General features: G+C 71.2%; 24 protein-coding genes. 17 read left to right on the top strand and 7 right to left on the bottom strand.

Translation table 11 applies throughout. From position 1 onward, the window contains the following. Positions 1-143: 143 nt before the first annotated feature. The 4 genes from kynU (at position 144) to ACFOYY_RS05785 (ending at position 4,093) form a co-directional block, all read left to right on the top strand. Positions 144-1,427, top strand: a complete 1,284-nt coding sequence (kynU, locus tag ACFOYY_RS05770; RefSeq protein ID WP_386188413.1) for a kynureninase — start codon at positions 144-146, stop codon at positions 1,425-1,427. Beyond that, positions 1,424-2,737: an FAD-dependent oxidoreductase gene (locus ACFOYY_RS05775; protein ID WP_352014688.1), complete on the top strand. Its 1,314-nt coding sequence runs from the start codon at positions 1,424-1,426 to the stop codon at positions 2,735-2,737. The genes kynU and ACFOYY_RS05775 overlap by 4 nt, the downstream gene beginning before the upstream one ends. Before the next feature lie 29 nt (positions 2,738-2,766). Further along, positions 2,767-3,465, top strand: a complete 699-nt coding sequence (locus tag ACFOYY_RS05780) for an alpha/beta hydrolase (protein WP_386188415.1) — start codon at positions 2,767-2,769, stop codon at positions 3,463-3,465. A gap of 82 nt (positions 3,466-3,547) precedes the next feature. After that, positions 3,548-4,093, top strand: a complete 546-nt coding sequence (locus tag ACFOYY_RS05785; protein ID WP_362915184.1) for a hypothetical protein — start codon at positions 3,548-3,550, stop codon at positions 4,091-4,093. Here the strand turns inward: ACFOYY_RS05785 and ACFOYY_RS05790 are convergent. Further along, entirely contained in the window at positions 4,087-4,257 is a 171-nt protein-coding gene (locus tag ACFOYY_RS05790) for a hypothetical protein (RefSeq protein ID WP_362915186.1), read from the bottom strand. The genes ACFOYY_RS05785 and ACFOYY_RS05790 overlap by 7 nt on opposite strands. A gap of 177 nt (positions 4,258-4,434) precedes the next feature. Here ACFOYY_RS05790 and ACFOYY_RS05795 point away from each other — a divergent pair, with 177 nt between their 5' ends. From ACFOYY_RS05795 to ACFOYY_RS05840, 10 genes are all read left to right on the top strand, one after another. Beyond that, on the top strand, positions 4,435-4,980 hold the full coding sequence (locus ACFOYY_RS05795; RefSeq protein ID WP_362781238.1) for a flavoprotein: 546 nt from the start codon (positions 4,435-4,437) through the stop codon (positions 4,978-4,980). 210 nt (positions 4,981-5,190) lie between these two features. Beyond that, positions 5,191-7,134 (top strand): glycosyltransferase family 2 protein, encoded by a 1,944-nt coding sequence (locus ACFOYY_RS05800; RefSeq protein WP_386188418.1) that lies wholly within the window; start codon positions 5,191-5,193, stop codon positions 7,132-7,134. 69 nt (positions 7,135-7,203) lie between these two features. Next, the gene (locus tag ACFOYY_RS05805; protein WP_386188420.1) at positions 7,204-8,244 is read left to right on the top strand and encodes an energy-coupling factor ABC transporter permease; all 1,041 of its coding nucleotides are present in this window, start codon (positions 7,204-7,206) and stop codon (positions 8,242-8,244) included. Next, positions 8,244-9,017, top strand: a complete 774-nt coding sequence (cbiQ, locus tag ACFOYY_RS05810; protein ID WP_386188423.1) for a cobalt ECF transporter T component CbiQ — start codon at positions 8,244-8,246, stop codon at positions 9,015-9,017. The genes ACFOYY_RS05805 and cbiQ overlap by 1 nt, the downstream gene beginning before the upstream one ends. Continuing rightward, positions 9,017-9,766 (top strand): energy-coupling factor ABC transporter ATP-binding protein, encoded by a 750-nt coding sequence (locus ACFOYY_RS05815; RefSeq protein WP_352014696.1) that lies wholly within the window; start codon positions 9,017-9,019, stop codon positions 9,764-9,766. The genes cbiQ and ACFOYY_RS05815 overlap by 1 nt, the downstream gene beginning before the upstream one ends. A gap of 261 nt (positions 9,767-10,027) precedes the next feature. Next, a complete protein-coding gene (locus ACFOYY_RS05820) occupies positions 10,028-10,366 on the top strand; it encodes an STAS domain-containing protein (protein WP_352014697.1) in 339 nt (112 codons plus the stop codon). A 56-nt stretch (positions 10,367-10,422) separates the two neighbouring features. Beyond that, positions 10,423-11,196, top strand: a complete 774-nt coding sequence (locus tag ACFOYY_RS05825; protein ID WP_352014698.1) for an SDR family oxidoreductase — start codon at positions 10,423-10,425, stop codon at positions 11,194-11,196. A gap of 24 nt (positions 11,197-11,220) precedes the next feature. After that, positions 11,221-11,985, top strand: coding sequence for a crotonase/enoyl-CoA hydratase family protein (locus tag ACFOYY_RS05830; RefSeq protein WP_386188426.1), 765 nt, complete (start codon positions 11,221-11,223; stop codon positions 11,983-11,985). A gap of 111 nt (positions 11,986-12,096) precedes the next feature. Beyond that, positions 12,097-12,732, top strand: coding sequence for a rhomboid family intramembrane serine protease (locus ACFOYY_RS05835; RefSeq protein ID WP_352014700.1), 636 nt, complete (start codon positions 12,097-12,099; stop codon positions 12,730-12,732). A gap of 128 nt (positions 12,733-12,860) precedes the next feature. Beyond that, the gene (locus tag ACFOYY_RS05840) at positions 12,861-13,400 is read left to right on the top strand and encodes a GntR family transcriptional regulator (RefSeq protein WP_386188428.1); all 540 of its coding nucleotides are present in this window, start codon (positions 12,861-12,863) and stop codon (positions 13,398-13,400) included. Between the two features lie 38 nt (positions 13,401-13,438). On the opposite strand, the gene ACFOYY_RS05845 is transcribed toward ACFOYY_RS05840, so the two are convergent. From ACFOYY_RS05845 to ACFOYY_RS05860, 4 genes are read right to left on the bottom strand one after another with little or no spacing between them, the layout of a single operon-like run. Continuing rightward, positions 13,439-14,641, bottom strand: a complete 1,203-nt coding sequence (locus ACFOYY_RS05845) for an ABC transporter permease (RefSeq protein WP_386188430.1) — start codon at positions 14,639-14,641, stop codon at positions 13,439-13,441. Continuing rightward, the gene (locus tag ACFOYY_RS05850) at positions 14,638-15,315 is read right to left on the bottom strand and encodes an ABC transporter ATP-binding protein (protein ID WP_386188432.1); all 678 of its coding nucleotides are present in this window, start codon (positions 15,313-15,315) and stop codon (positions 14,638-14,640) included. Before ACFOYY_RS05850 ends, ACFOYY_RS05845 begins: the two co-directional genes overlap by 4 nt. Then, complete coding sequence (locus ACFOYY_RS05855) at positions 15,312-16,457, bottom strand: peptidoglycan-binding protein (RefSeq protein WP_386188434.1); 1,146 nt, start codon at positions 16,455-16,457, stop codon at positions 15,312-15,314. Before ACFOYY_RS05855 ends, ACFOYY_RS05850 begins: the two co-directional genes overlap by 4 nt. Then, positions 16,454-16,933 carry a hypothetical protein gene (locus ACFOYY_RS05860; RefSeq protein ID WP_386188436.1) on the bottom strand — a complete coding sequence of 160 codons (480 nt, stop codon included), beginning with the start codon at positions 16,931-16,933 and terminating at the stop codon, positions 16,454-16,456. The genes ACFOYY_RS05855 and ACFOYY_RS05860 overlap by 4 nt, the downstream gene beginning before the upstream one ends. A 169-nt stretch (positions 16,934-17,102) precedes the next feature. On the opposite strand from ACFOYY_RS05860, the gene ACFOYY_RS05865 reads away from it, so the two are divergent. Together ACFOYY_RS05865 and ACFOYY_RS05870 are read left to right on the top strand one after the other, a co-directional pair. Further along, the gene (locus tag ACFOYY_RS05865) at positions 17,103-17,756 is read left to right on the top strand and encodes a response regulator transcription factor (protein ID WP_386188438.1); all 654 of its coding nucleotides are present in this window, start codon (positions 17,103-17,105) and stop codon (positions 17,754-17,756) included. A 3-nt stretch (positions 17,757-17,759) separates the two neighbouring features. After that, complete coding sequence (locus ACFOYY_RS05870) at positions 17,760-18,986, top strand: sensor histidine kinase (protein ID WP_386188440.1); 1,227 nt, start codon at positions 17,760-17,762, stop codon at positions 18,984-18,986. Between the two features lie 158 nt (positions 18,987-19,144). On the opposite strand, the gene serC is transcribed toward ACFOYY_RS05870, so the two are convergent. Both serC and ACFOYY_RS05880 read right to left on the bottom strand, forming a co-directional pair. Next, positions 19,145-20,254, bottom strand: coding sequence for a phosphoserine transaminase (gene serC / locus ACFOYY_RS05875; protein ID WP_362915210.1), 1,110 nt, complete (start codon positions 20,252-20,254; stop codon positions 19,145-19,147). Positions 20,255-20,411: 157 nt separating this feature from the next. Next, positions 20,412-21,518 (bottom strand): citrate synthase 2, encoded by a 1,107-nt coding sequence (locus tag ACFOYY_RS05880; RefSeq protein WP_352014709.1) that lies wholly within the window; start codon positions 21,516-21,518, stop codon positions 20,412-20,414. Positions 21,519-21,686: 168 nt separating this feature from the next. Between ACFOYY_RS05880 and pdxH the strand changes: the two genes are divergently transcribed. Beyond that, positions 21,687-22,340, top strand: coding sequence for a pyridoxamine 5'-phosphate oxidase (gene pdxH / locus ACFOYY_RS05885; RefSeq protein WP_352014710.1), 654 nt, complete (start codon positions 21,687-21,689; stop codon positions 22,338-22,340). Positions 22,341-22,391 lie beyond the last annotated feature (51 nt).

The raw sequence follows: 22,391 nt of genomic DNA on the forward strand, positions 1-22,391 counted from the left end.
GTAAGCACCAATCAGCACCTATATCCAGATACACCCGTTGATATGGCATTCCTTTGCCCCGCTGTACGCCGTCATCATGGGGGAACCAGCGGCCCGCACCTCGCCGCGGCCGGTTCGCAGCCCACGTGTGAAGAGAGAGACGTATGACCCACTCGTTGAGAACCGGCCTGTCGATCCAGGAGATGCAGGAGGAGGCGCTGCGGCGCGACGCGGAGGATCCCGGCAACCGGGACCTCTTCCTCGTCCCGCCGGCGGAGGGCGGGGACTACCCGGAGAGCGCCTACCTGGCGGGCAACTCACTCGGCCTGCAGCCGAGGGCGACCAGGACGGAGCTGCTCGCCGACCTGGAGGCCTGGGCGAGACTCGGCGTCGAGGGTCACATGGAGGCCGAACGCCCCTGGCTGCCCTACCACGAACTGCTCACCGAGCCCGCCGCCCGTCTGGTCGGCGCGCTGCCCGAGGAGACCGTGGTGATGAACTCGCTGACGGTCAACCTGCACCTGCTGATGGTGTCGTTCTACCGGCCCGAGGGGCGGCGCACCAAGATCGTCATCGAGGACACGGCCTTCCCCTCGGACAGCTACGCGGTGCGCAGCCAGGCCCGTTTCCACGGCCTCGACCCGGAGACCACGGTGGTACGGCTCCGCGACGGGCGGCAGGTCCTCGACTTCCTGGCCAGGGAGGGCGAGACGGTCGCGCTGGTGATGCTCGGCGGGGTGAACTACCTGACCGGCGAGCTGATGGACATCCCCGCGATCACCACGGCCGGGCACGCGGCCGGGGCGGTCGTGGGCTGGGACCTGGCGCACGCCGCAGGGAACGTTCCGCTGAGCCTGCACGAGTGGGGGCCGGACTTCGCCGCCTGGTGCTCCTACAAGTACCTCAACTCCGGGCCCGGCGCCCTCGGCGGCGTCTTCGTCCACCAGCGGCACCTGGGCGACCCCACGCTGCCGCGCTTCGAGGGCTGGTGGAGCACCGAGCAGGAGACCCGCTTCCAGATGGCCCCGGTCTCCCGGCCGCCCGCGACCGCCGACGCCTGGCAGATCTCCAACCCGCCGATCTACGCCATGGGCCCGGTGCGCACCTCGCTCGAACTGTTCGACCAGGTCGGGATGGCCGAGCTGCGGGCCCGGAGCGTGCGGCTCACCGGATACCTGGAGAGTCTGCTCGACGTGGTCGTCCCCTCCCGGCCGCTCAGCGTGGTCACCCCGCGGGAGCCGGGGCGCCGGGGCTGCCAGCTCTCCCTGCGGATCGGGAGCGGCAGCGCCGCGGAGCTGGCCTGGCGGCTGCGCCGGGAGCACGGGGTCGTCACCGACGCCCGTGAGCCGGACATCGTCCGGATGGCGCCGACCCCGCTCTACTCGACCTACCACGACTGCTGGCGCGCCGCCGTCGCGCTGGCCGACTGTGTCCAGGAGGAGTCGTGACCGTTGCCGTCGTCGGCGCCGGGCTCACCGGCTGCCTGCTCGCCTGTTATCTGGCCCGTCGTGGCCTCGACGTGACCGTCTACGAGCGCCGCCCCGACCCGCGTACCGGTAAGCCGGAGCGCGGCCGGTCGATCAACCTGGCCATCTCCGAGCGCGGCCGGGACGCCCTGCGCAGGATCGGCCTTGAGGAGCGGGTCATGGCCGACGCGCTGCCGATGCGCGGCCGGATGATCCACCCGGTGAGCGGCCCGCTCGACTTCCAGCCCTACAGCCACGACGGCGAGATGGCGATCAACTCGATCAGCCGGGGAGCGCTCAACAACACGCTGCTGGACGCCGCGGAGGCCGCCCCCGGGGTGAAGGTCTTCTTCGGCCACCGGCTGACCGGGCTCGACCCGGCGACCGGGGCGATGACCTTCGAGACGGCTGACGGGCCGGTCGAGACGGTCGCCGACGTCGTGCTCGGCGCGGACGGGGCGGGCTCCGCCGTACGGGGGCAGCTGCTCGCGCACCGGGACATCGAGGAGAGCCTGGACTTCCTCGACTACGGCTACAAGGAGCTGACGATCCCCGCGGTCGACGGGGAGTTCGCGCTGGACCCGGGCGCGCTGCACATCTGGCCGCGCGGCACGTCCATGATGATCGCGCTGCCCAACCCCGACCGGTCCTTCACCTGCACGATGTTCTGGCCGACCGGCGGCACCGGGAGCTTCGCCTCGCTGAGCAGCCCGGCGGCCGTCGAACGCCACTTCCGCGCCAACTACCCGGACGTGGTGCCGCTGGCGCCGACCCTGGTCGACGACTACACGCACAACCCGGTCGGCCTGCTCGGCACGGTCCGCTGCGCGCCCTGGCAGTCGGACGGCAGGGTCGGCCTGATCGGTGACGCGGCGCACGCGATCGTGCCGTTCTACGGCCAGGGAGCCAACTGCGGCTTCGAGGACGTGGTCGTGCTCGACCAGTGTCTCGACGAGACCGGCGGTTCCTGGTCCAGCGCCCTGCCGCTGTTCGAACGGCGGCGCAAGGAGAACGCCGACGCGATCGCCGAGATGGCCCTGGACAACTTCATCGAGATGCGCGACAAGGTCGCCTCTCCGGTGTTCCGGCTGGTCAAGGGGGTCGAGCACCGGCTGGAGCGGGCGCTGCCCGGCCGCTACGTGTCCCGGTACGAGCTCGTCTCCTTCTCCACGGTGCCCTACGCCCAGGTCAGGCGCCGGGTGCGCGCCCAGCAGCGGCTGCTCGCCGGGGCGGCGGCCGTACTGGCCGGGGCGGTCGTCGCGGGCCTGGCCGGGCTCAGGCGCAGGTCGTGAGGCCGTCATGAGGCCGTCGTGAGGTCGTCGTGAGCGAGGACAGGTCGGTCCTCGGGAGGCACGCGCCCGGTCCTGACGAGACCGTCGCGTACGGCCCGGCCCCCGACCAGGTGAGCGACCTGTGGCACGGGCAGGGCCCGACGGTCGCGCTGGTCCACGGCGGGTTCTGGCGTCCCGAGTACGACCGGGTCCACCTGCGTCCGATGGCGAACGCGCTGCGCGAGGCGGGCTGGAACGTCGCCGCGGTCGAGTACCGCCGCGAGCCGGGCCGTCCGGACGCGGCGGTCGAGGACGTCCGTGCCGCGCTCGCCGCGCTCGGTCCCGCGTCCGGTCCCATGGTGGTCGCCGGTCACTCGGCAGGCGGCCACCTGGCCCTGCTCGCGAGCCCGGGGGAGGCCGCGGTCCTCGCCCTGGCCCCGGTGGCCGACCTGCGGCTCGCGCACCGGCTCGACCTCGACGAGGGCGCGGTCGCCGACTTCCTCGGCCGTCCGCCGGACGAGCGCCCCGACCTCGATCCGGTACGGCTGCGCCCCGGCGCCGGGCGGGTGACGCTCGTGCACGGCACCGACGACGAGCGCGTGCCCGTCGAGGTCTCCGAGTCCTACGTCGCCGCCCACCCCGAGGCCTCGCTGGTGCGGATTCCCGGCGCCGGGCATTTTGTGGTTATTGACCCGGAAAGCGAGGCTTGGCCGGTTGTCCTGAGGGAATTGGCGGCCCTCGCCCGTTAACACGATGGTTTTTTGGTGGTTCTCCGGGTTACTGGGGGTTCGATCAGTACGGTGATCTCAGCCCCCAAAGGAGAAACCGCATATGACCTCTCCAACCTCGCAGGAACTGAGAAAGCTCCAGGAACCCGCGTACTGGCTCATCTTCGCGTTGCCCTGGCCCGACTCCCGGCAGGACGCCGCGACCGCGGAGGCCGCCTACGTCGTCGCGCCGCCGCTCGTCCCCAGGAGCCAGGTCTCGGAGAACGCGGAAGGGGTCTTCGCGGTGGCCCACTTCCACGTCAAGGAGAACCCCGGCCGCAGAGGTGTCTGGTTCAGCGACCTCACCCGGTGGCTGGCCGAACGGGACAACAGCTGGCAGGGGGTCGAGGTGGACTGGGAGGCGGCGCTGCGCGAGATCCAGGAGCTGCCGACGTTCGGCATGTTCCTGGAGGTCAGCAGGCGCGGCTACCTGTTCCTGCTGGACGGCTCACCGGAGGGGGCGACGGTGACCTACCCCGGAGGGGAGCGGGAACACCTGACCGCGCGGGAGCGTGAGGCGGTGCACGCCGACTTCGAGAACAAGATCACACGTGACTGGGCGAGGTACATCGAGGAGATGGCCGCCCGGGGGATGATCCACCTTCACTGACCCCGCGGGCGGCGCGGCGTGGACCCGAGGCCCCGGCTCCCCTCGCCGGAGTCGGGGCCGGTCCTTCGGCCGGCCGCGAGGCGCTCGGCCTCGACGTGCAACGCCTCGACGAGGAGCAGCTCCAGAAGGAGGTCCGCGTCCACAAGATCGTCGAGTGCTGCCATGTGCCCTCCTGCTGGAAAAGACGTCCCACGGGTCACACGGGTTTCTTCTCATAACGGAACGGCATGGAAATTCCCGGGCAAGTCACACGGAAACATAAGGATTTTTCGTGATTTTGGGTGAGATGTCGATAGCCGTCCCGGCTCCAAGGCTGTTTCCGGGTGTCCGAGACTTGTTCCATGAACCGTCCCCCGGCGCCCAAGGGCGTCCTCTATGTGATCGTCTGCGCGGCCGGAGCGGCCCCCACGGCACAGGACCTGGTCGCGGCGGCCCTCGATGAGGGATGGGAGGTCCAGGTCGTCGCCACCCCCTCGGCGCTGGGCTTCTTCGACGTCGCCGCCTTCGAGGAGCTGACCGGGCGTCCCGTCAAGAGCCGCTACCGCAGGCCGGACGAGCCCAAGCCGCCCAGGGCCGACGCGATCGTCGTGGCCCCGGCCACCTACAACACCGTCAACAAGTTCGCCCAGGGGATCGCCGACACCTACGCGCTCGGCCTGCTCGCCGAGGCCCCCGGCCTGGGCATCCCGGTGGTCGTCGTGCCCTTCGTCAACGCGGCCCTCGCCTCCCGCCTGCCGTTCCTGCGCGGTGTCGAGACGCTGCGCGCCGAGGGGGTGCGCGTGCTCCTCGACCCGGCGAACGAGGCCTGGAACGGTTCCAAGCCGTGGCGGACGGCGCTGGCGGCGGTCGAGGAACTCGGGAGGCTCCGGCGCGACGACACAGGGTGACGGGCCGGAGGTACCAAAGGGCGACAAGGCGACAAGGCGCGCGAAACGCCAAGCCGTGCGAAGCCGTAAGAAAAAGGGGGTTTTCACCAGGCACGGTGAGGCCGGGCGAAGGCGGAGAGGGCCAAGAAACCGGATCCGCCCCACACGCGCGGCCCATCGTCACATACTGGAACGCTGCGTGACGTTGAGTAACCGACGGGGGGCACAGCGGTGACGGGGACGATCATTCGAGCGGTCCGTGCGGGAAGCGGTGAGCGGGCGGCCGGAGAAGAGGCCGCGGGGCCCGGGCGCTGGGCCGCGCGGGAGGAGACGCAGCACCCCGACATCGACGTCAGCGTCATCGTCCCGGTCCACAACTGCCGCCCCTATCTCGACAGGTGCCTGACCTCGCTGCTGGTACAGCGGGTCAACAGGGAGATCATCGTCGTCGACGACGGCTCGACCGACGGCGGCGCCGAACTGCTCGACCTCTACGCCGCCCACCACCGGGGGGTCGTGCGGGTCGTCCGCATGGAGCGCTCCGGCGGCGCGGGCCGTCCCCGCAACGTCGGCCTGGCCCTGGCCAGGGGCAAGTACGTGTTCTTCTGCGACGCCGACGACTACCTCGGCCCCGAGGCGCTCGAACGGATGCTCGCGATGGCCGAGCGCAACGGCTCGGACATGGTGCTCGGAAAGATCGTCGGGCACGACCGCAGGGCCCCCGTCTCGATGTTCCGGGAGAACGCCGAGCGGGTCACGCTGGAGGAGAGCCGCGTCTACAACAGCCTGAGCTGCTTCAAGCTCTTCCGCAGGGAGATGATCGAGCGGTACGGCATCCGCTTCGACGAGACGCTGCTGGTCGGGGAGGACGTGTTCTTCACCACCCACGCCTACTGCCACGCTGAGGTGATCTCCGTCGTCGCCGACTACGACTGCTACCACCTGGTCGCCAGGCCGGACGGCAGCAGCATCATGCAGCAGCCGGGCAGCCGCGACCCGGTCGCCTGGATTCGGATGATCAAGAAGTCGGTCGAGTTGATGGTCGGCCACGTGCGTCCCGGGGCGCTGCGCGACCACCTGCTCGGGCGGCACTTCAGGATGGACGCGCTGAGCAACCTCGGCAGGCCCTTCCTCGACGCCGGGGAGGAGACGCGCAGGCAGATCGCCGCCGAGGTCGCCGACATGTGCGAGCGGTGGCTGACCGACGGCGTCCGCGAACGCCTCAACCCCATCGACCGGGGCCGCGTCGCCGCCCTCCAGGACGTCGACCGCCTGGTACGGCTCGCGCACATCGAGTCGGCCGTGGTTCGCAGGCGGCTGACCGGCCTGGACTGGGACCCGCGGGACGGGCTGGTCGTCACGGGCCGGGTCGCGCTGGACGCCCTCGAACGGGACGGGGGCCCCGACCTCGTCGCGGGCGGCCTCGACCTGGTGCTGCGGCTGCGCGGCGGCGCTGTGGAGGGTGACCGGGGGCGTCCGGTCGAGCGGGTGTTCCCGGTCGGCGGCGACCACGAGGGCTTCAGCGCCGTCGTGGACGTCACCACGCTGTCCTCCGGGGTCTGGGACGTCTATCTGAACGTCGAGTGCGAGGGCGTCACCCGTCTGGTACGGCTCGGCGCCGACCGGGACGAGCCGGTCACCCGGCCCGCCCCCCGGATGATCGGCGGTGTCGTCGCCCTGCCGTACTTCACCAGGTCGCACGGCAACCTCAGCCTCGACGTCGGCGGACACGTGGTGCGGGTGCCGGGCCGCGTCCGGCTGACCGGGACCCGCTGGACGGCCGGGAACCGGCTGGCGCTCGACGGGCGGGTCAGCGTCGGCTCGGCGGCGCCGGGGACGCGGGCCGTACGGCACCTGGTGTGGCGGGAGCGGTGGTCGGGGAAGGAGTGGCGCGAGCCGGTCGAGGTCGAGGAGGGGGGGACGTTCGCCATGCGGCAGGCACTCGGCAGACTGGGACCCGGCACCTGGGACGCCTACCTGGAACTCGACCTGGGCGGACCGCCCGCGCGGTTCAGGGTCGAGGCGCCCGCCGAGATCGTCGCGCCGCCGCGCACCTGGTGGCGCGGGCTGGTCAGACGCAGCGTCAGGCCCTACGCGACCACGGGCAAGGGGCGGCTGAGCGCGGTCGTGCGGACGTTCACCCCGAGGTCGTTCGCCCGCCGCGTCCTCCGCTAATGCCACTCTCTTGCAAGTGCAAGCCCATGGCTTAAAGTAAGGAGGATTTCGCATCCCCGGAGGCTTGCCGTGCACGTACCCGATGGCTTCTTCAACGCAGCCGTGTCGATTTCGGCCGGGGCCGTCGCGGCCGCCGGCGTGGGGATCTGTCTGCGGGGGGCTCGTAAGGAGCTCGACGACAAGACCGCGCCCATGGCGGGTCTGGTCGCCGCCTTCATCTTCGCCGTCCAGATGCTCAACTTCCCGGTCGCGGCGGGCACCAGCGGGCACCTGCTCGGCGGCACGCTCGCGGCGATACTCGTCGGGCCGTACACGGCGGTGTTGTGCGTGGCCGTCGTCCTGCTGGTACAGGGCTTCTTCTTCGCCGACGGCGGTCTGACCGCGCTCGGGGTGAACATCACCCTCATGGGCATCGTCGCCGTCCTGGCGGGCTGGGCCGTCTTCCGCCTGGTCACGAGCAGGGCGCGCGGGAGGGGCACGGTGGTCGCGGGCGCCTTCGTCGCGGCGCTGGTCTCGGTGCCGGTCTCGGCGATCTCCTTCGCGCTGCTGTTCTGGATCGGCGGCACCGCGCCCATCGAGGTCGGCACGGTCGCCATGGCCATGGGCGGCGTGCACGTGCTCATCGGCATCGGCGAGGGCCTGATCACCGCGGTCACCGTCAGCACCGTGCTCGCGGTCAGGCCCGACCTGGTCTACGGCGCGCGCGGGCTGGCCGCGCCCCTGGTGCTCAGGGGCGCCGACGGCGCGGCCACCACGGTGGACACGGCCCCCAGGGCGGCGGCCCCGCGCCGCATCGGCTGGTTCCTGCCCGCGGGCGTCCTGGTCGCGGCGCTGCTGGCGGGGATCGTCAGCTTCTACGCCTCCTCCTCGCCCGACGGCCTTGAGCGGGTCGCCGAGGACAAGGGCTTCATCGGACAGGCCGGGGACCACGCCCTCGGTGACCAGCCGCTGGCCGACTACGGCGAGGTCGGCGGCATCCCGGTCGGTGTCGCCGGCCTGGTCGGCGTCGGGGTGACCCTCGCCGTCGGCGGCGGCCTGTTCTTCGCGGTACGGCGCCGCAATCAGGGCGAGACCCGCGACGACTCGGCGAAGGACGAGGTCACCGCGTAGTGGGGGCGGGCCACAGCCACCAGCTCTACCGGCCGGGGGACACCCTCGTCCACCGGCTGCCACCCCAGTGCAAGCTGGCGGCGGTCGCGGCCTTCGCGCTGGTGGTCGTGGCGACCCCGCGTGAGTGGCTGTGGGCCTTCGGGATCTACGCGGTCCTGCTCGGCGTGGCCGCGTCCGCCGCCCGGGTCCCGCCGGGCTTCGTGCTGCGGCGGATGGTGATCGAGCTGCCGTTCGTGGTGTTCGCGGTGGCGCTGCCGTTCATCGGGTTCGGCGAACGGGTGCCGTTCCTGGGGGTCACACTCAGCGTCGAGGGGCTCTGGGCGGCCTGGAACATCCTGGCCAAGGCCACGCTCGGGGTGGTCGCCAGCGTGCTGCTGGCGGCGACGACCGAACCGAGACTGATGCTGCTCGGCGCCCAGCGGCTGCGGCTGCCGCCGCTGCTGGTGCAGATCGCCATGTTCATGCTCCGCTACATGGACGTGATCGTGGACGAGATGCGCCGGATGCGGGTGGCCAGGGAGTCGCGGGGCTTCACGGCCAGGGACGTCCGGCACATCCCGGCGGTCGCCAAATCGGCGGGGGCGCTGTTCATCCGCTCCTACGAGCGCGGGGAACGGGTGCACCTGGCGATGCTCAGCCGGGGCTACACCGGTTCGATGCCGGTCATCCAGGACCTGTCCGCCTCCTCGCGTCAGTGGCTCACTGCGGGTATGTTGCCGGGCGCGGCGCTCGTGGCGCTGCTCGGCACGACACTCGTGAACGGAGGCCTGTGATGACCGCCTCGCTGGAGGTGCGCCGCCTGGCGTACGCCTATCCGGACGGCACCCAGGCGTTGTTCGGCGTCGACTTCGAGATCGCGCGCGGGGAGCGGGTCGCGTTGCTCGGCCCGAACGGCGCGGGCAAGACCACGCTGGTGATGCACCTCAACGGCATCCTGACCCCGGGGCACGGCACGGTGACGGTCGCCGGGCTGCCGGTCGGCAAGGAGTCGCTCAAGGAGATCCGCAGGCGGGTCGGGCTCGTCTTCCAGGACCCCGACGACCAGCTGTTCATGCCGACGGTGCGGGAGGACGTCGCCTTCGGCCCGGCCAATCTCGGCCTCAGGGGGCCGGAGCTACGGCGCCGGGTCGAGGAGGCCCTCGACCGCGTCGGCATGCTGGAGGCGATCGACAGGCCGCCGCACCACCTGTCCTTCGGTCAGCGCCGCCGGGTCGCGGTGGCGACCGTGCTCGCGATGGAGCCGGAGATCCTGGTGCTGGACGAGCCGTCGTCGAACCTGGACCCGGCCTCAAGGCGCGAGCTGGCCGAGATCCTCAGGGGGCTGGACGTGACCGTGCTGATGGTCACCCACGACCTGCCGTACGCCCTGGAGCTGTGTGAACGGGCGCTCGTCCTGTCCGGCGGCGTGATCGCCGCCGACGGGCCGACCGCGAAGATCCTCGCCGACTCCGACCTGCTCGCCGCCCACCGTCTCGAACTGCCGTACGGCTTCGCCCTCCCGCGAGCGGAGCATTCTCCATGATCGTCGACATGTGTATCGATTCGCTGTGATAGCGGTTTATATGATCTTTGTCCCACGTTATTCGTGATTTTTCCGGTATAAATCGGCGGGGGCGCCGTGGCTGGGCCGTGGCTCCATTGACGGGGAAGCGGAACGGGGTGAGGGTGATGTGTGGCGTTTGCGGTTCTTCCTCCGCCCGGTGCGAATGATCATAGAGTCGCGGGACCTCACATACGGTGATGGCGAAGTAAAGTGGGTCTGCCTCATGGGCGAGGAGGACTGATGAAGCTACGGCTGGCTCGCCGCGCCGTCGGTGACGCCGTGGTGGTGGCCGTCGAGGGCGAACTCGATCTGTTCACCGCCCCCTTTCTGCGAGACGAGGTTCGCGATGCGATCAAGCTCGACGGGTCCCGGCTGATCCTCGACCTCACCGCGCTGTCGTTCATGGACTCAAGCGGCCTGTCCGTGCTCATCGAGGCCTGGCGGCTGGCCACGGGCGAGGGGGGCGGCGTCAGCCTCGCGGCCCCGCAGGCGCCGGTGGCCAGGATTCTGCGCACCACCGGCCTCGACCGCCGCATCAAGGTCTATCCCGACGTGGTCACCGCGGTCGGCGAGGGCTGAGATCCAACGGGCACCCCTGATAGAACTTCATTCGGTATCCGCGTTAGAGTCCGCTCATGGACCTGAACGGAGCAGCAGCAGTCATCTCGGGCGGTGCCAGCGGCCTCGGTGAGGCCACGGCCCGTCATCTCGCCGCGCACGGCGCCACCGTGGTCGTCGCCGACCTCAACGAGGAGCGCGGCAAGCTCGTCGCCGAGGAGATCGGCGGAGTCTTCGTCAAGACCGACGTCTCCGACGAGCAGCAGGTGCAGGCGGCGGTCGACGCGGCGGTCGCGACCGGCAGGCCGCTGCGCGTCGTGGTCAACAGCGCGGGCATCGGCTGGGCGGGCCGTACGGTCAACCGGGACGGCTCACCGCACGACCTGGCCTCCTACCGCAAGGTCATCGAGGTCAACCTGATCGGCACCTTCAACCTCCTGCGCATCGGCGCCGCCGCCATCGCCAAGACCGACCCGGTCGACGAGGACGGCCAGCGCGGCGTGATCGTCAACACCGCCTCCGTCGCGGCCCTCGAAGGCCAGACGGGCCAGGTGGCCTACTCGGCCTCCAAGGGCGGCATCGTCGGCATGACCCTGCCCGCCGCGCGCGACCTGTCGCCCGTCGGCATCCGCGTCAACACGATCTGCCCCGGCATCATCGACACCCCGATCTACGCCTTCAACGACAACGCCGAGGAGTTCAAGGCCAGGCTCGTGGCCCCCGTCGTCTTCCCCAAGCGCATGGGCAGGCCGGAGGAGTTCGCCCACCTGGTGCGCTCCCTGATCGAGAACGACTACATGAACGCCGAGACCGTCCGGTTCGACGGCGGCATCCGTTTCCAGCCCAAGTAGTTCCCGGCCCAGAGGAGTCAACCGGTGTCTGATGAGGTACTCGCCGAGGTCGGCGACGGCGTCGCGGTCATCACGATCAACCGCCCCCAGGCCAGGAACGCGATCAACGGCGCGGTCGCCAGGGGGATCGCCGCGGTGCTCGACGAGTTCGAGGAACGCGCGGACGTCTCGGTCTACGTGCTGACCGGGGCGGGCGGCACCTTCTGCGCGGGCATGGACCTGAAGGGCTTCCTCAAGGGAGATCTGCCCTTCCTTGAGGGCAGGGGCTTCGGCGGCATCGTCGAGGCGCCGCCGAGGAAGCCGATCGTCGCCGCCGTCGAGGGCTACGCCCTGGCCGGAGGCTTCGAGCTCGCGCTGGCCTGCGACATCATCGTGGCCTCGGAGAAGGCCGTCTTCGGCCTGCCCGAGCCCAAGCGTGGCCTGGTCGCGGCGGCCGGGGGCGTGATGCGGCTGCCGCGGCGCATCCCCTACCACGTCGCGATGGAGATCGCCCTGACCGGCGACCACTTCTCCGCCGCACGGTTGAGCGAGGTCGGCCTGGTCAACCACGTCACGCCCGAGGGCGAGGCGCTGACCAGGGCGGTCGAGCTGGCCGGGCGGATCGCGGCCAACGCCCCGCTGTCGCTCGCCGCGACCAAGCGGGTGATCGTCGAGTCCGCCGACTGGAGCGCGGGGGAGATGTTCGCCAGGCAGGCGGAGATCATCGACCCGGTGTTCGCGTCGAAGGACGCGCAGGAGGGCGCGGCGGCCTTCGCCGAGAAGCGCGCCCCGGTCTGGAAGGGCGAGTAGTCCCGTTCGAGACGCCGGGCACGGCCGTACGGGTCGCGCCCGGCGCACTTCCCGCCTGGAGTGCGTACGGTGGAAGGGCGTGGCGACCGCTCCCGAAGGCCAGGAGAGTGCATGGACGACCGATTTCCCCCGGCGGAACGCCCGGCCGGTGAGCGGCTCAGACGCGGGGCGGGTGAGCTGGCGGCGGGCGCGGCCGGAGCCGCGATCCTCGTCATCCTCCTGGTCGGCGGCATGTGGGCGATCGAGGTCGCCGACTACGTCCTGCCCGGAGAGTTCGACGCCTACGGCATCAGGTCGTGGGACGTCGAGGGGCTGGGCGGCATCCTCCTGGCGCCGTTCCTGCACGCGGGCTTCGGCCACCTCATGGCCAACTCGCTGCCCCTGCTGATCCTCGGCTTCCTCGCCGCGCTGCGCGGGATCGGCAGGTTCCTGCTCGCCAGCCTGATCATCATCGTGGTCAGCGGCCTCGGCGTCTGGTTCACCAGCTCGCCGTACGTGGTCACGGTCGGGGCGAGCGGGCTCGTCTTCGGCTACTTCGGCTTCGTGGTGGCCAGGGGCCTGTTCGACCGGAGCGTCCTCGACATCGTCATCGCGGTCGGCGTCGCCGTGGCGTACTACTCGATCATCTGGGGCGTGCTGCCGGGGGAGGCGGGCATCTCCTGGCAGGGGCACCTGTTCGGGCTGGTCGGCGGCGTCCTGGCGGCCTGGGCACTGCGCCGCAGACGGCGGACGCTGCCCGCCTACTGACACTCCACTAGGGTCGGGGGACGGCCTCAGCCGGTGCCAGGAACGCCGTGGAGGAGCTTTCAGTGGGATCTCAGGAGACAGCGGACCCGAGCCGGGAAAGCGGCGCCACGGGCCACAGGACGCCCCGCGTGGTGGTGCGGCGCTCGCTGCCGACCCAGCCCGCCGTACGCGGCTCGGCCTCGCTCTTCATGACCGAGGCCGCCGCGCAGGGGATCACCCCGGGCCGCCGCATGCTGGGCGTCGCTGAGGAGCCGGCCTCCGGTGACGTCGCGGCGGCGCTGCGCGTCGAGCCGGGCACCGACGTCCTGGCCCGCAGGAAGCTGCTGCTGGCCGGTGACGTCCCGGTGCGGATCGCCACGAGCTACTTCAGGCTCGACCTGTTCGGCGGCACCCCGCTGTGCGACCCCGACTTCGTACGGCCCACGCTCCAGGCGGGCATCGAGGCCCTCGGCCACCGCTTCGGCCACGCCGAGGAGCACCTGGTGGCCCGCCCGCCGAGCGGCTTCGAGGCCGTGACCCTGGAACTCGACCCCGGCGAGTGGATCGTGCAGGTGCTGCGCGCGAGCTACGGAGACGACGACACCCCGGTCCACGTGCTGGAGACGATCTGCGCCGCCTCCCGGCACGTCTTCGTCGTCGCCCAGGTCACCGGCGCCGACGAGTTCTGACCGGGGGCCCCTTTCCCGGGCACTGGTCTCAAGCCGGGTCATCCGGTGGCGAGCGCCTGGGTCGGGGTGAGCCGGGCCGCCCTGCGCGCCGGATAGAGGCCCGCGACCGCGCCGATCAGCGTCGAGGCGACGACCCCGCCCGCCAGGGCCTGGACGGGCAGGACCAGCGGCCAGCCACGGGACGCCGCGTAACCCAGCGTGACGAGGACGCCGAGCAGGACGCCGGACAGACCGCCGAGGAGGGACAGCACGACCGACTCGGCCAGGAACTGCAACCGGATCTGACCCCGGTTGGCGCCGAGGGCGCGGCGGAGCCCGATCTCCTGGCGGCGTTCGAGCACGGAGATGACCATGGTGTTGGCCACCCCGACGCCGCCGACCAGCAGGGCGACCGCGCCCAGGCCGAGAAACAGCGAGTTGAAGGTCGAGGCGGCGGCGAGCTGGGCGGTCAGGGCGTCCGAGGGGCGGCTGACCTGGACCTCCTCGGGGTCGCGCGGGTTCACCGCGGAGGCGAGCACCTCCCTGACCGCCGTGACGGCCTCCTCGTCGGAGCGCTCGTACAGGGTGGTCGGGTGGCCGTCGAACCCCAGGAGTCCCTCGGCGACCGGCCAGCCGACCAGGGCCGACCGGTCGATCTCGGGGTTGAGCGGCAGGGAGTCCAGGACGCCGATGACGGTGAACCAGTGCCCGGCGAGATAGACCTGGGCGCCGGGTTGTCCTACCCCGAGCCTGCCTGCGGCGACCGAGCCCAGCACCGTGGCCGGATACATCTCGGTCGCGGAGTTGAGGAAGACTCCCGAGCGTACGGATCCCCCCAGCGTGGTGAGCAGGTTGAGCCTGGTCGCGGCCACCGAGATCCCGCCGGTGTCCGCTTCCGGGATCTTGTCGGTACGGCGCACCGTGCCGTTCTCCACGGCGCCGACCGCGGTGACCGACCGGACCGAGGGGACGCGGGCGACCATGCCCACCGACTCCACCGGCAGCCTGGCGTTCTCCCCGAACAGGCTCTGGCCGGGGTGGACGGTGAGCATGTCGGTCCCCAGCGTCCGGATCTGGTCCAGCAACTGCTGTCTGCTGGCCGCGCCGACGCCCAGCACGGCGACCATGGCGGCGACGCCGATGGCGATGCCGAGCGCGGAGAGGGCCGCCCGCAACGGCCGTCCGCGCAACCCCACCAGCGACACCCGCAAGACGACGGCGGCGGAGAGCCGAGCCGAAGGAGGAAGCGGTACGGAGCTCATGAGCCCTTCCCGTCGTAGTTGATCCGGCCGTCGAGGATCTCCACCCGGCGCGGCAGGCTGCGGGCGATCTCCTGGTCGTGGGTGACGATGACGATCGTGGTGCCGTCGGCGTGCAGTTCGCGGAGCAGGCTCAGCACGCCCGCGCCCGAGGCGGAGTCGAGGTTGCCGGTCGGTTCGTCGGCGAAGACGACCGCGGGACCGGCGACGAGGACGCGGGCGACCGCGACCCGCTGCCGTTCGCCGCCGGAGAGCTCGTGCGGCCGGTGGCCGAGCCGGTGGCCCAGGCCGACGCGCTCAAGGGCAGCGGTGGCGCGCCGGGCGCGGGTCCCGGCGGACACGCCCTGGTAGAGCAGTCCGGTGGCCACGTTGTCGACCGCGCTGAGGTGCGGTGTGAGGAAGAACCGCTGGAAGACGAAGCCGATCCAGCTCGCCCTGACCGCGGAGATCTGCCGGTCGCGGAGGGTCGCCAGGTCGTGCCCGAACATCCGGACGGTTCCGCTGTCGGGCAGTTCGAGCGCCCCCAGGATGTGCAGCAGGCTCGACTTGCCGGAACCCGAAGGGCCGACGACGGCCAGCAGCTCCCCGCGACGCACCGACAGCGACACCTCGCGCACCGCCGCCACCCCGCCCGGGTAGGTCTTGGACACCTTCTCAGCGGTGATCACGGCGGTCATGACGACGGCACCTCGACGCGTGCGCCCTCGGTGATCCCGGGGCCGCTGACCTCGACCAGCCCGAGGGCGAAGGAGCCGAGCCGTACCGGGACGTCGTGTCCGGCGCCGGACGCGTCGACGACGCGGACCGCGTAGGAGTCCTTGCTCCGGGCGAGCAGCGCGGCCACGGGTACGGCGAGCACGTTCCGGTCCACCCGGCTGGTGAAGCTCACGGTCACCGGGGCGCCGTCCAGCCCGCCGGTGGCCTTACGCCCGGTGAGGACCACCTCGACGGGGACGGTCGCCTCGCCGGTGGCCTGACCGGGCTGTCGGTCCTGGGCGGAGCCCGACGGGGAGGTGGCCACCGCGCTCACCCGCCGGACGTGTCCCGGCACGGTCCGCCCGCCCGGCAGGTCGACGCTCACCTTGGCGTTCCTGACGGCCAGCTGCCGCCGGTTCACCGGGAGGTCGACGTTGACGACCTGCCGGGTTCCGGTGGCCCTGACGACGACCCCGCCGGCGGTGCCGCCCGAGACGCCGGGCACGGCGGCGATCCGCAGGGCCTCCGGGGCGACGACGGCGTCGCCGGGGTTGACCACCCCGGTCTGTTCGACGCCGAGGTGACGCTGCCAGCGCCGGACGGCACGCCAGGTGGCGTAGCCGAAGTGCCTGTCGACCGTGACGTCCTGCCCGTAGCCCAGCGCCACCAGGTTTCTCTCCAGGACGGCGATGTCCTGCCCGTCGCGCACCCCCTGCCGCAGCGGGCGCCACAGCGGTGTCGCTCCGTAGAAGAGCGGTACGGAGTGCCCGTTCACGCCGTACACCCGCTGCCCCCGGCGTACGGTCCGTCCGGTGGGGGGCAGCCAGGTGAGGGTGCCTCCACTGGCCGAGACGAGGTAGGTGCCGGAGTAGCCCAGCGTCCCGTCGATCTCCTCGTGGTCGGCGAGGTCGGTGCGGACCACCGGGGCGGTGGTCACGGCCGCCTCCCGCGGCGCCGGGGCGCGGGACGGCGGCCGCGTCACGACCACGACGGTCGCGGCCACGGCGACCGCGAGACCGGCGGCGGCCCACAGCAGGCGGCGACGGCGCCGGGGGTGCCGCTTGGCGGCGGGTCCGGGCGCGGTGCCGTCGCCGGGGGAGCCGTCGGAGGAGGGGTCCCTCATCCCGCGCCGCCGGAGGACGACTTCCGGCAGGCCAGCAGCGCCTGCTGCACCTCGGGGTCGTTGAGCCGGTCGCGGATGGTGAGCCCCTGACCTGGCTGGGGATCCGGCGCGTCGACGCCCTTGCCCCGCAGGCACCGGGCGATCGCGACCATCCGGTCCATGTCCTCGGAACCGCCCATCTTCTCCTGTGCCTTGACGGGCAGGTACTGCCGGCACGCCTTCATCGCGGCCTGCAGGGCGGCGGTGTTCCCCGGTTTGGGGATGGTGACGGCCCCGGGCCGGTCGGGGTCGGGGTCGGGGTCGGGCATCTTCACCCCGTTCTCCCGCATGCATCGCGCGTAGGCGACCCCCTGGTCCTGGGCGTTCGGCGTGCTCGTACCGGTCTGCGCGTTCCGGCCGGAGTCTGTGGTGCCGCAGCCCGTCAGGACCAGTGCGGCGGCGATCGTCACGGCTCCGCCGAGCCGGGGAGTTCTCATGGTTTTTCGACCTTCCGTCTTCCGTGGTACGGCGCGGCTGTGAACGGCGGCGCCGTGCTCCACAGGTCTACAGACGGGGGTGTTCGGCTGACGTTTCCGTCATTGGAAACATCGGCTTTATCCACGTCGTCCTACTGTGGCGACACACCCACCTGAGGAGAGGCGTGCCATGCGCGTGCTGATGGTCGAGGACGAGCGTGTGCTGGCCGACTACGTCGCCGACGGGCTGCGCGGAGAGAACATGACGGTCGACGTCGCCTACGACGGGACCGACGCGCTGAGAAGGCTCGCCCGTTCCGACTACGACGTGGTGATCCTCGACCGGGGCCTTCCGGGGGTCTCCGGTGACCAGGTGTGCGAGGAGCTCACCAGGGAGGGCGGCAGGACCAGGGTGCTGATGCTCACCGCGGCGGGCGGTGTCCGCGACCGGCTCCAGGGTTTCAGCCTGGGCGCCGACGACTACCTGCCCAAGCCGTTCGACTACTCCGAGCTGCTCGCCAGGGTGTCGGCGCTCGGCAGGCGGACCGGTACGGCGCTGCCCCCGGTGCTGCGGTGCGGCGGTCTCACGCTGGACACCTCACGGCTGCGGGCCTCCCGTGACGGGGTCCCGCTGGCGCTGTCCCCCAAGGAGTTCGCCGTCCTGGAGGTGCTGATGTCGGCTCAGGGACGGGTCGTCAGCGCCGAGGAGCTGCTCGAACGGGCGTGGGACGAGAACGCCGACCCCTTCACCAGCGCCGTCCGCGTCGTGATGGCCAAGCTCAGGGCCAAGCTGGGAGGCCCGCCGGTGATCGAGACCGTGCTGGGCATCGGATACCGGATCTGAGCCGTGGCGGCCTCGCGCCGGGCGCCCGCGCGGTGGCGCGGCCTGCCGGTCAGGGTCAGGCTCGCCGCGGTACAGGGCGGGCTCATCCTCGCCGCGGGGACGGTCGTCGTCCTCGTCGTCTACTTCCTGCTGGCACGGAGCGTCGACTCCAAGGTCAAGGTGATCTCCTTCACCAACAAGCCGACCGCGAGGTCGCCGGGCGAGTCGGTGGACGTCATCGTCTCCATGGCCAGGTCCTACACGACCGAGGCCGTCGACAGGCGGCTGGCGCAGGCCCGCCACGAACTGCTGCACCAGCTGTTCACCACGTCCGCCGCCTGCCTGGCCGTACTGGTCGTCATGGCCGCGCTCATCGGCTGGTGGCTGGCGGGCAGGATGCTCAGGCCGCTCAACCAGATCGCGGAGACCGCGCGGCGCCTCTGCCTGGACAACCTGCACGAGCGCATCGAACTCAGGGGACCGGACGACGAGCTCAAGAGGCTCGCCGACACCTTCGACGACATGCTCGCCAGGATCGAACAGGCCGCCGACAGTCAGCGTCGTTTCGTCGCCAACGCCTCCCACGAGCTGAGGACCCCGCTGGCCGTCCAGCGCACGGTGCTCCAGCTGGGGCTGGCCGGGCCGATGTCGGAGAAGGCGGCCCGGGCCAGACGGGAACTGCTGACCATCAACGAACGCAGCGAGCGGCTGATCGAGGGACTGCTGCTCATGGCGCAGAGCGACCGGGGCCTGGCACGCAGGGAGCCCATCCCGCTCCACGAGGTCGCGGGGGAGGTCCTGGCCCAGTACACCGACGTCGCCGCCGCGGCCGGTGTGCGCACGGAGCTGAGGGCCGCGCCGGTCGAGATCTCCGGCGACCGGGTCCTCATCACGCAGCTCCTCATGAACCTGGTGCAGAACGCGGTCCGCTACAACCGTCCCGGCGGTGTGGTCGAGGTGAGCGTCACGGCGTCGGGCGACCTGACGGTCGGCAACACCGGCCAGGACATCCCCCCGGACAAGGTCGACGAGCTGTTCGAGCCTTTCGTCCGGTTCGGCGAGGCGAGGTCCGGCCCCAGGGAGGGAGCCGGTCTGGGGCTGTCGATCGTCCGTTCCATCGTCGCCGCCCACCGCGGCGTGGTCGTCGCCCGCGCCCGCTCAGGCGGAGGCCTGGAGGTCAGCGTGACGCTGTCGCCCGCCGGATCCGGTCTCCGGCCGCTTCCACAGGATTCCCGAGCCGCCGGAACCTGAGGGCCCGGGACGGAGCTGAGAGGGCGCTGGGAGCCCGTTTCCCGGCGCGCCCCGAAAAGGGCCCGGCCTCCGGGCCCCACGGGTGTCCGCGTGGTCACCAGGGCCTCCGGTGGGGGAAGGACGTCGCCCTTCCCCCACCGGCCAGGCTCAGAGAAGGGCTAGAGCCGCTCGACCACGTGGTCGATGCACTTGGTCAGCGCCTCGACGTCGTCGGGGTCGATGGCCGGGAACATCGCGATGCGCAGCTGGTTGCGGCCGAGCTTGCGGTAGGGCTCGGTGTCCACGATGCCGTTGGCGCGCAGGACCTTGGCGACCTCGGCGGCGTCGACCTCGGCGGAGAAGTCGATGGTGCCCACCACGTTCGAGCGGAACTCGGGAGCGGCGAACGGCGAGGTGTAGGAGGTCTTCTCCGCCCACGTGTAGAGCCGCTGGGCCGAGTCGGCGGTGCGGGCGGTGGTCCAGGCCAGGCCGCCGTTGCCGTTCATCCACTCAAGCTGGTCGGCCAGCAGGAACAGCGTGGCCACCGCCGGGGTGTTGTAGGTCTGGTCCTTGACGGAGTTGTCGATCGCCGTCGGCAGGCTGAAGAACTCGGGGACGTACCGGCCGCTGCCGGAGATCTCCTCGACCCTGGCCAGCGCGGCCGGGGACATCAGGGCGAGCCACAGACCGCCGTCGGAGGCGAAGCTCTTCTGCGGGGCGAAGTAGTAGACGTCGAACTCGCTCGCCTCGACGGGCAGGCCGCCCGCGCCGGAGGTGGCGTCGACCAGGACCAGCGAGCCCTCCTCGCCGACCCGCTTGATCGGCATCGCGACGCCGGTCGAGGTCTCGTTGTGGGTGAGCGCGTAGACGTCCACGCCCTCTTCGAGACGGGCCTCGGGGTGGCTGCCCACCTCGGACTTGATCACGGTCGGGTCGCCCAGCCACGGGGCCTTCGCCACGACGGAGGCGAACTTGGAGGAGAACTCGCCGAAGTGCAGGTGCTGCGACCTCTCACGGACGAGCCCGAAGGCGGCGATGTCCCAGAACGCGGTGGTGCCGCCGTTGCCGAGGACGACCTCGTACCCCTCGGGGAGGGAGAACAGCTCCCGCAGGCCCGCACGCACGCGCCCGACGAGCGACTTGACGGGCTTCTGCCGGTGGGAGGTGCCCATCAGGGTGGAACCGGAGGCGGCCAGAGCCGCCAGCTGCTCAGGTCGTACCTTCGAGGGCCCGCAGCCGAAACGGCCGTCGGCGGGCTTGATGTCAGAGGGAATCACGATGTCAGCCACCTGAACAGCGTACTGAGCCCGCCGCGCGCTCCCGCTCGGGGTCCGTATTTCGAGACGTGCGTGGTGTCCGGAATGAGACTGAAATCACCCGATAAACACGAGACGGCTGCCGCGCGAGAGTGCGTCGCGCGACAGCCGTACGAGACTGATCGGGGGGTCAGAAGGAGGCGAGGACCTCGGCGGCGCCGGGGACGTCGTTGATCGAACGCTGCGGTGGGCCCACGTACTTGGCGCTGGGGCGGACCAGCCTGCCCGTGCGCTTCTGCTCCAGGATGTGAGCCGCCCAGCCCGCGGTGCGTGCGCAGGTGAACATGGAGGTGAACATGTTGGCGGGGACCTCGGCGAAGTCCAGGATGACCGCGGCCCAGTACTCGACGTTGGTGGCGAGCACCCGGTCGGGCTTACGGGCGTGCAGTTCTTCGAGGGCGGCCTGCTCAAGCGCCGCGGCGACCTCGTAGCGGGGCGCGTTGAGCTCCTTGGCCGTACGGCGCAGCACGCGGGCTCGGGGGTCCTCGGCCCGGTAGACCCGGTGGCCGAAGCCCATGAGCCGCTGGCCGTTGTCCAGCTCCTGCTGGACCCACTTCTTGGCGTCGCCCAGCTTCTCGACGCCCTCGATCATGTGCAGCACGCGGGCGGGGGCGCCCCCGTGCAGCGGGCCGGACATGGCGCCGACCGCTCCGCTCAGCGCCGCCGCGACGTCGGCACCGGTCGAGGCGATCACCCGGGCGGTGAAGGTGGAGGCGTTCATGCCGTGCTCGGCGGCGGACGTCCAGTAGGCGTCGATCGCCTTGACGTGCTTGGGGTCGGCCTCGCCCCGCCAGCGGATCATGAACCGCTCGACGATGCTCTCGGCCTTGTCGACCTCGCTCTGCGGGACCATCGGCAGGCCGAGGCCGCGCGCCGACTGAGCGACGAAGCTGAGGGCGGTCACACTGGCGCGCGCCAGGTCGGCGCGTACCTGCTCGGCGTCGATGTCGAGCACCTGGTTGAAGCCGTACGCGGGGGCCAGCATGGCCAGCGCGCTCTGTACGTCGACGCGGATGTCACCGGAGTGGACAGGGATGGGGTACGGCTCGGCCGGGGCGAGGCCCGGCTGGAACGTGTTGTCGACGAGCAGGCCCCACACGTGTCCAAAGGAAACGCGACCGACAAGCTCCTCGATGTCGACGCCCCGGTAACGAAGGGCGCCCCCTTCTTTGTCCGGTTCCGCGATCTCCGTCTCGAAGGCCACCACGCCTTCGAGCCCGGGTTTGAAGTCGGACATTCTCGGCCGCCTCCCTTTCTTGAAGTCAAAGCCTTGATGTCGAGATACCGGCGGGTCATATTCAACCCCCTAGGGCGCGGTGGTGTGCCGCCGGACCCGCCGGAACGCGATCGTCCCAGGTGGGGGCGGTGCGCATGCTCTCCGTCAAGCACGGGAGAATACCGTCCCGTGGATGCCACCTCGCGCCCGCCTTCGCTTGCCGGGCTTCGCCGCACCTACGAAGGTCTCCCTCTGCTTGAGGAAGATCTCGCCCCCGACCCCGTCAGCCAGTTCGCCCGATGGTTCGACGACGCCGTGGCGGCCGAGCTTCCCGAGCCGAACGCGATGGTCGTCGCGACCAGCTCGGCCGGCGGCAGGCCGACGGCAAGGACCGTCCTGCTGAAGGGCTACGACGAGGACGGATTCGTCTTCTACACCAACTACGAGTCACGCAAGGGCCGCGACCTCACCGAGAACCCCAGGGCCAGCCTGCTGTTCCCCTGGCACTCCATCCGCCGCCAGGTGAGGATCGAGGGCCACGTGGTACGGCTGCCGCGGGAGGAGTCGGCCGCCTACTTCAGGTCCCGTCCCTACGGCTCGCGCATCGGGGCGTGGGCCTCGCGGCAGTCGGCCGTCGTGCAGTCCAGGCGGGAGCTCGACGAGCGCTACGCGGAGCTGGCCGAGCGCTGGCCGGAGGACCCGCCGGTGCCCGACTTCTGGGGCGGTTTCCGGGTCGTGCCGTCGGAGGTGGAGTTCTGGCAGGGTCAGCTCGACCGCATGCACGACCGTCTCCGCTACCGCCGTACGGGCGCCTCGTGGACCGTCGAACGCCTGGCCCCGTGACTTGTTACCTGGCCATTACTGATATATCCCCATATGTCCTAAGGGCTGAGG

Origin of the sequence: Streptosporangium jomthongense, from assembly GCF_042650425.1 — a bacterium.
In the GTDB taxonomy this organism is placed as follows: domain Bacteria; phylum Actinomycetota; class Actinomycetes; order Streptosporangiales; family Streptosporangiaceae; genus Streptosporangium.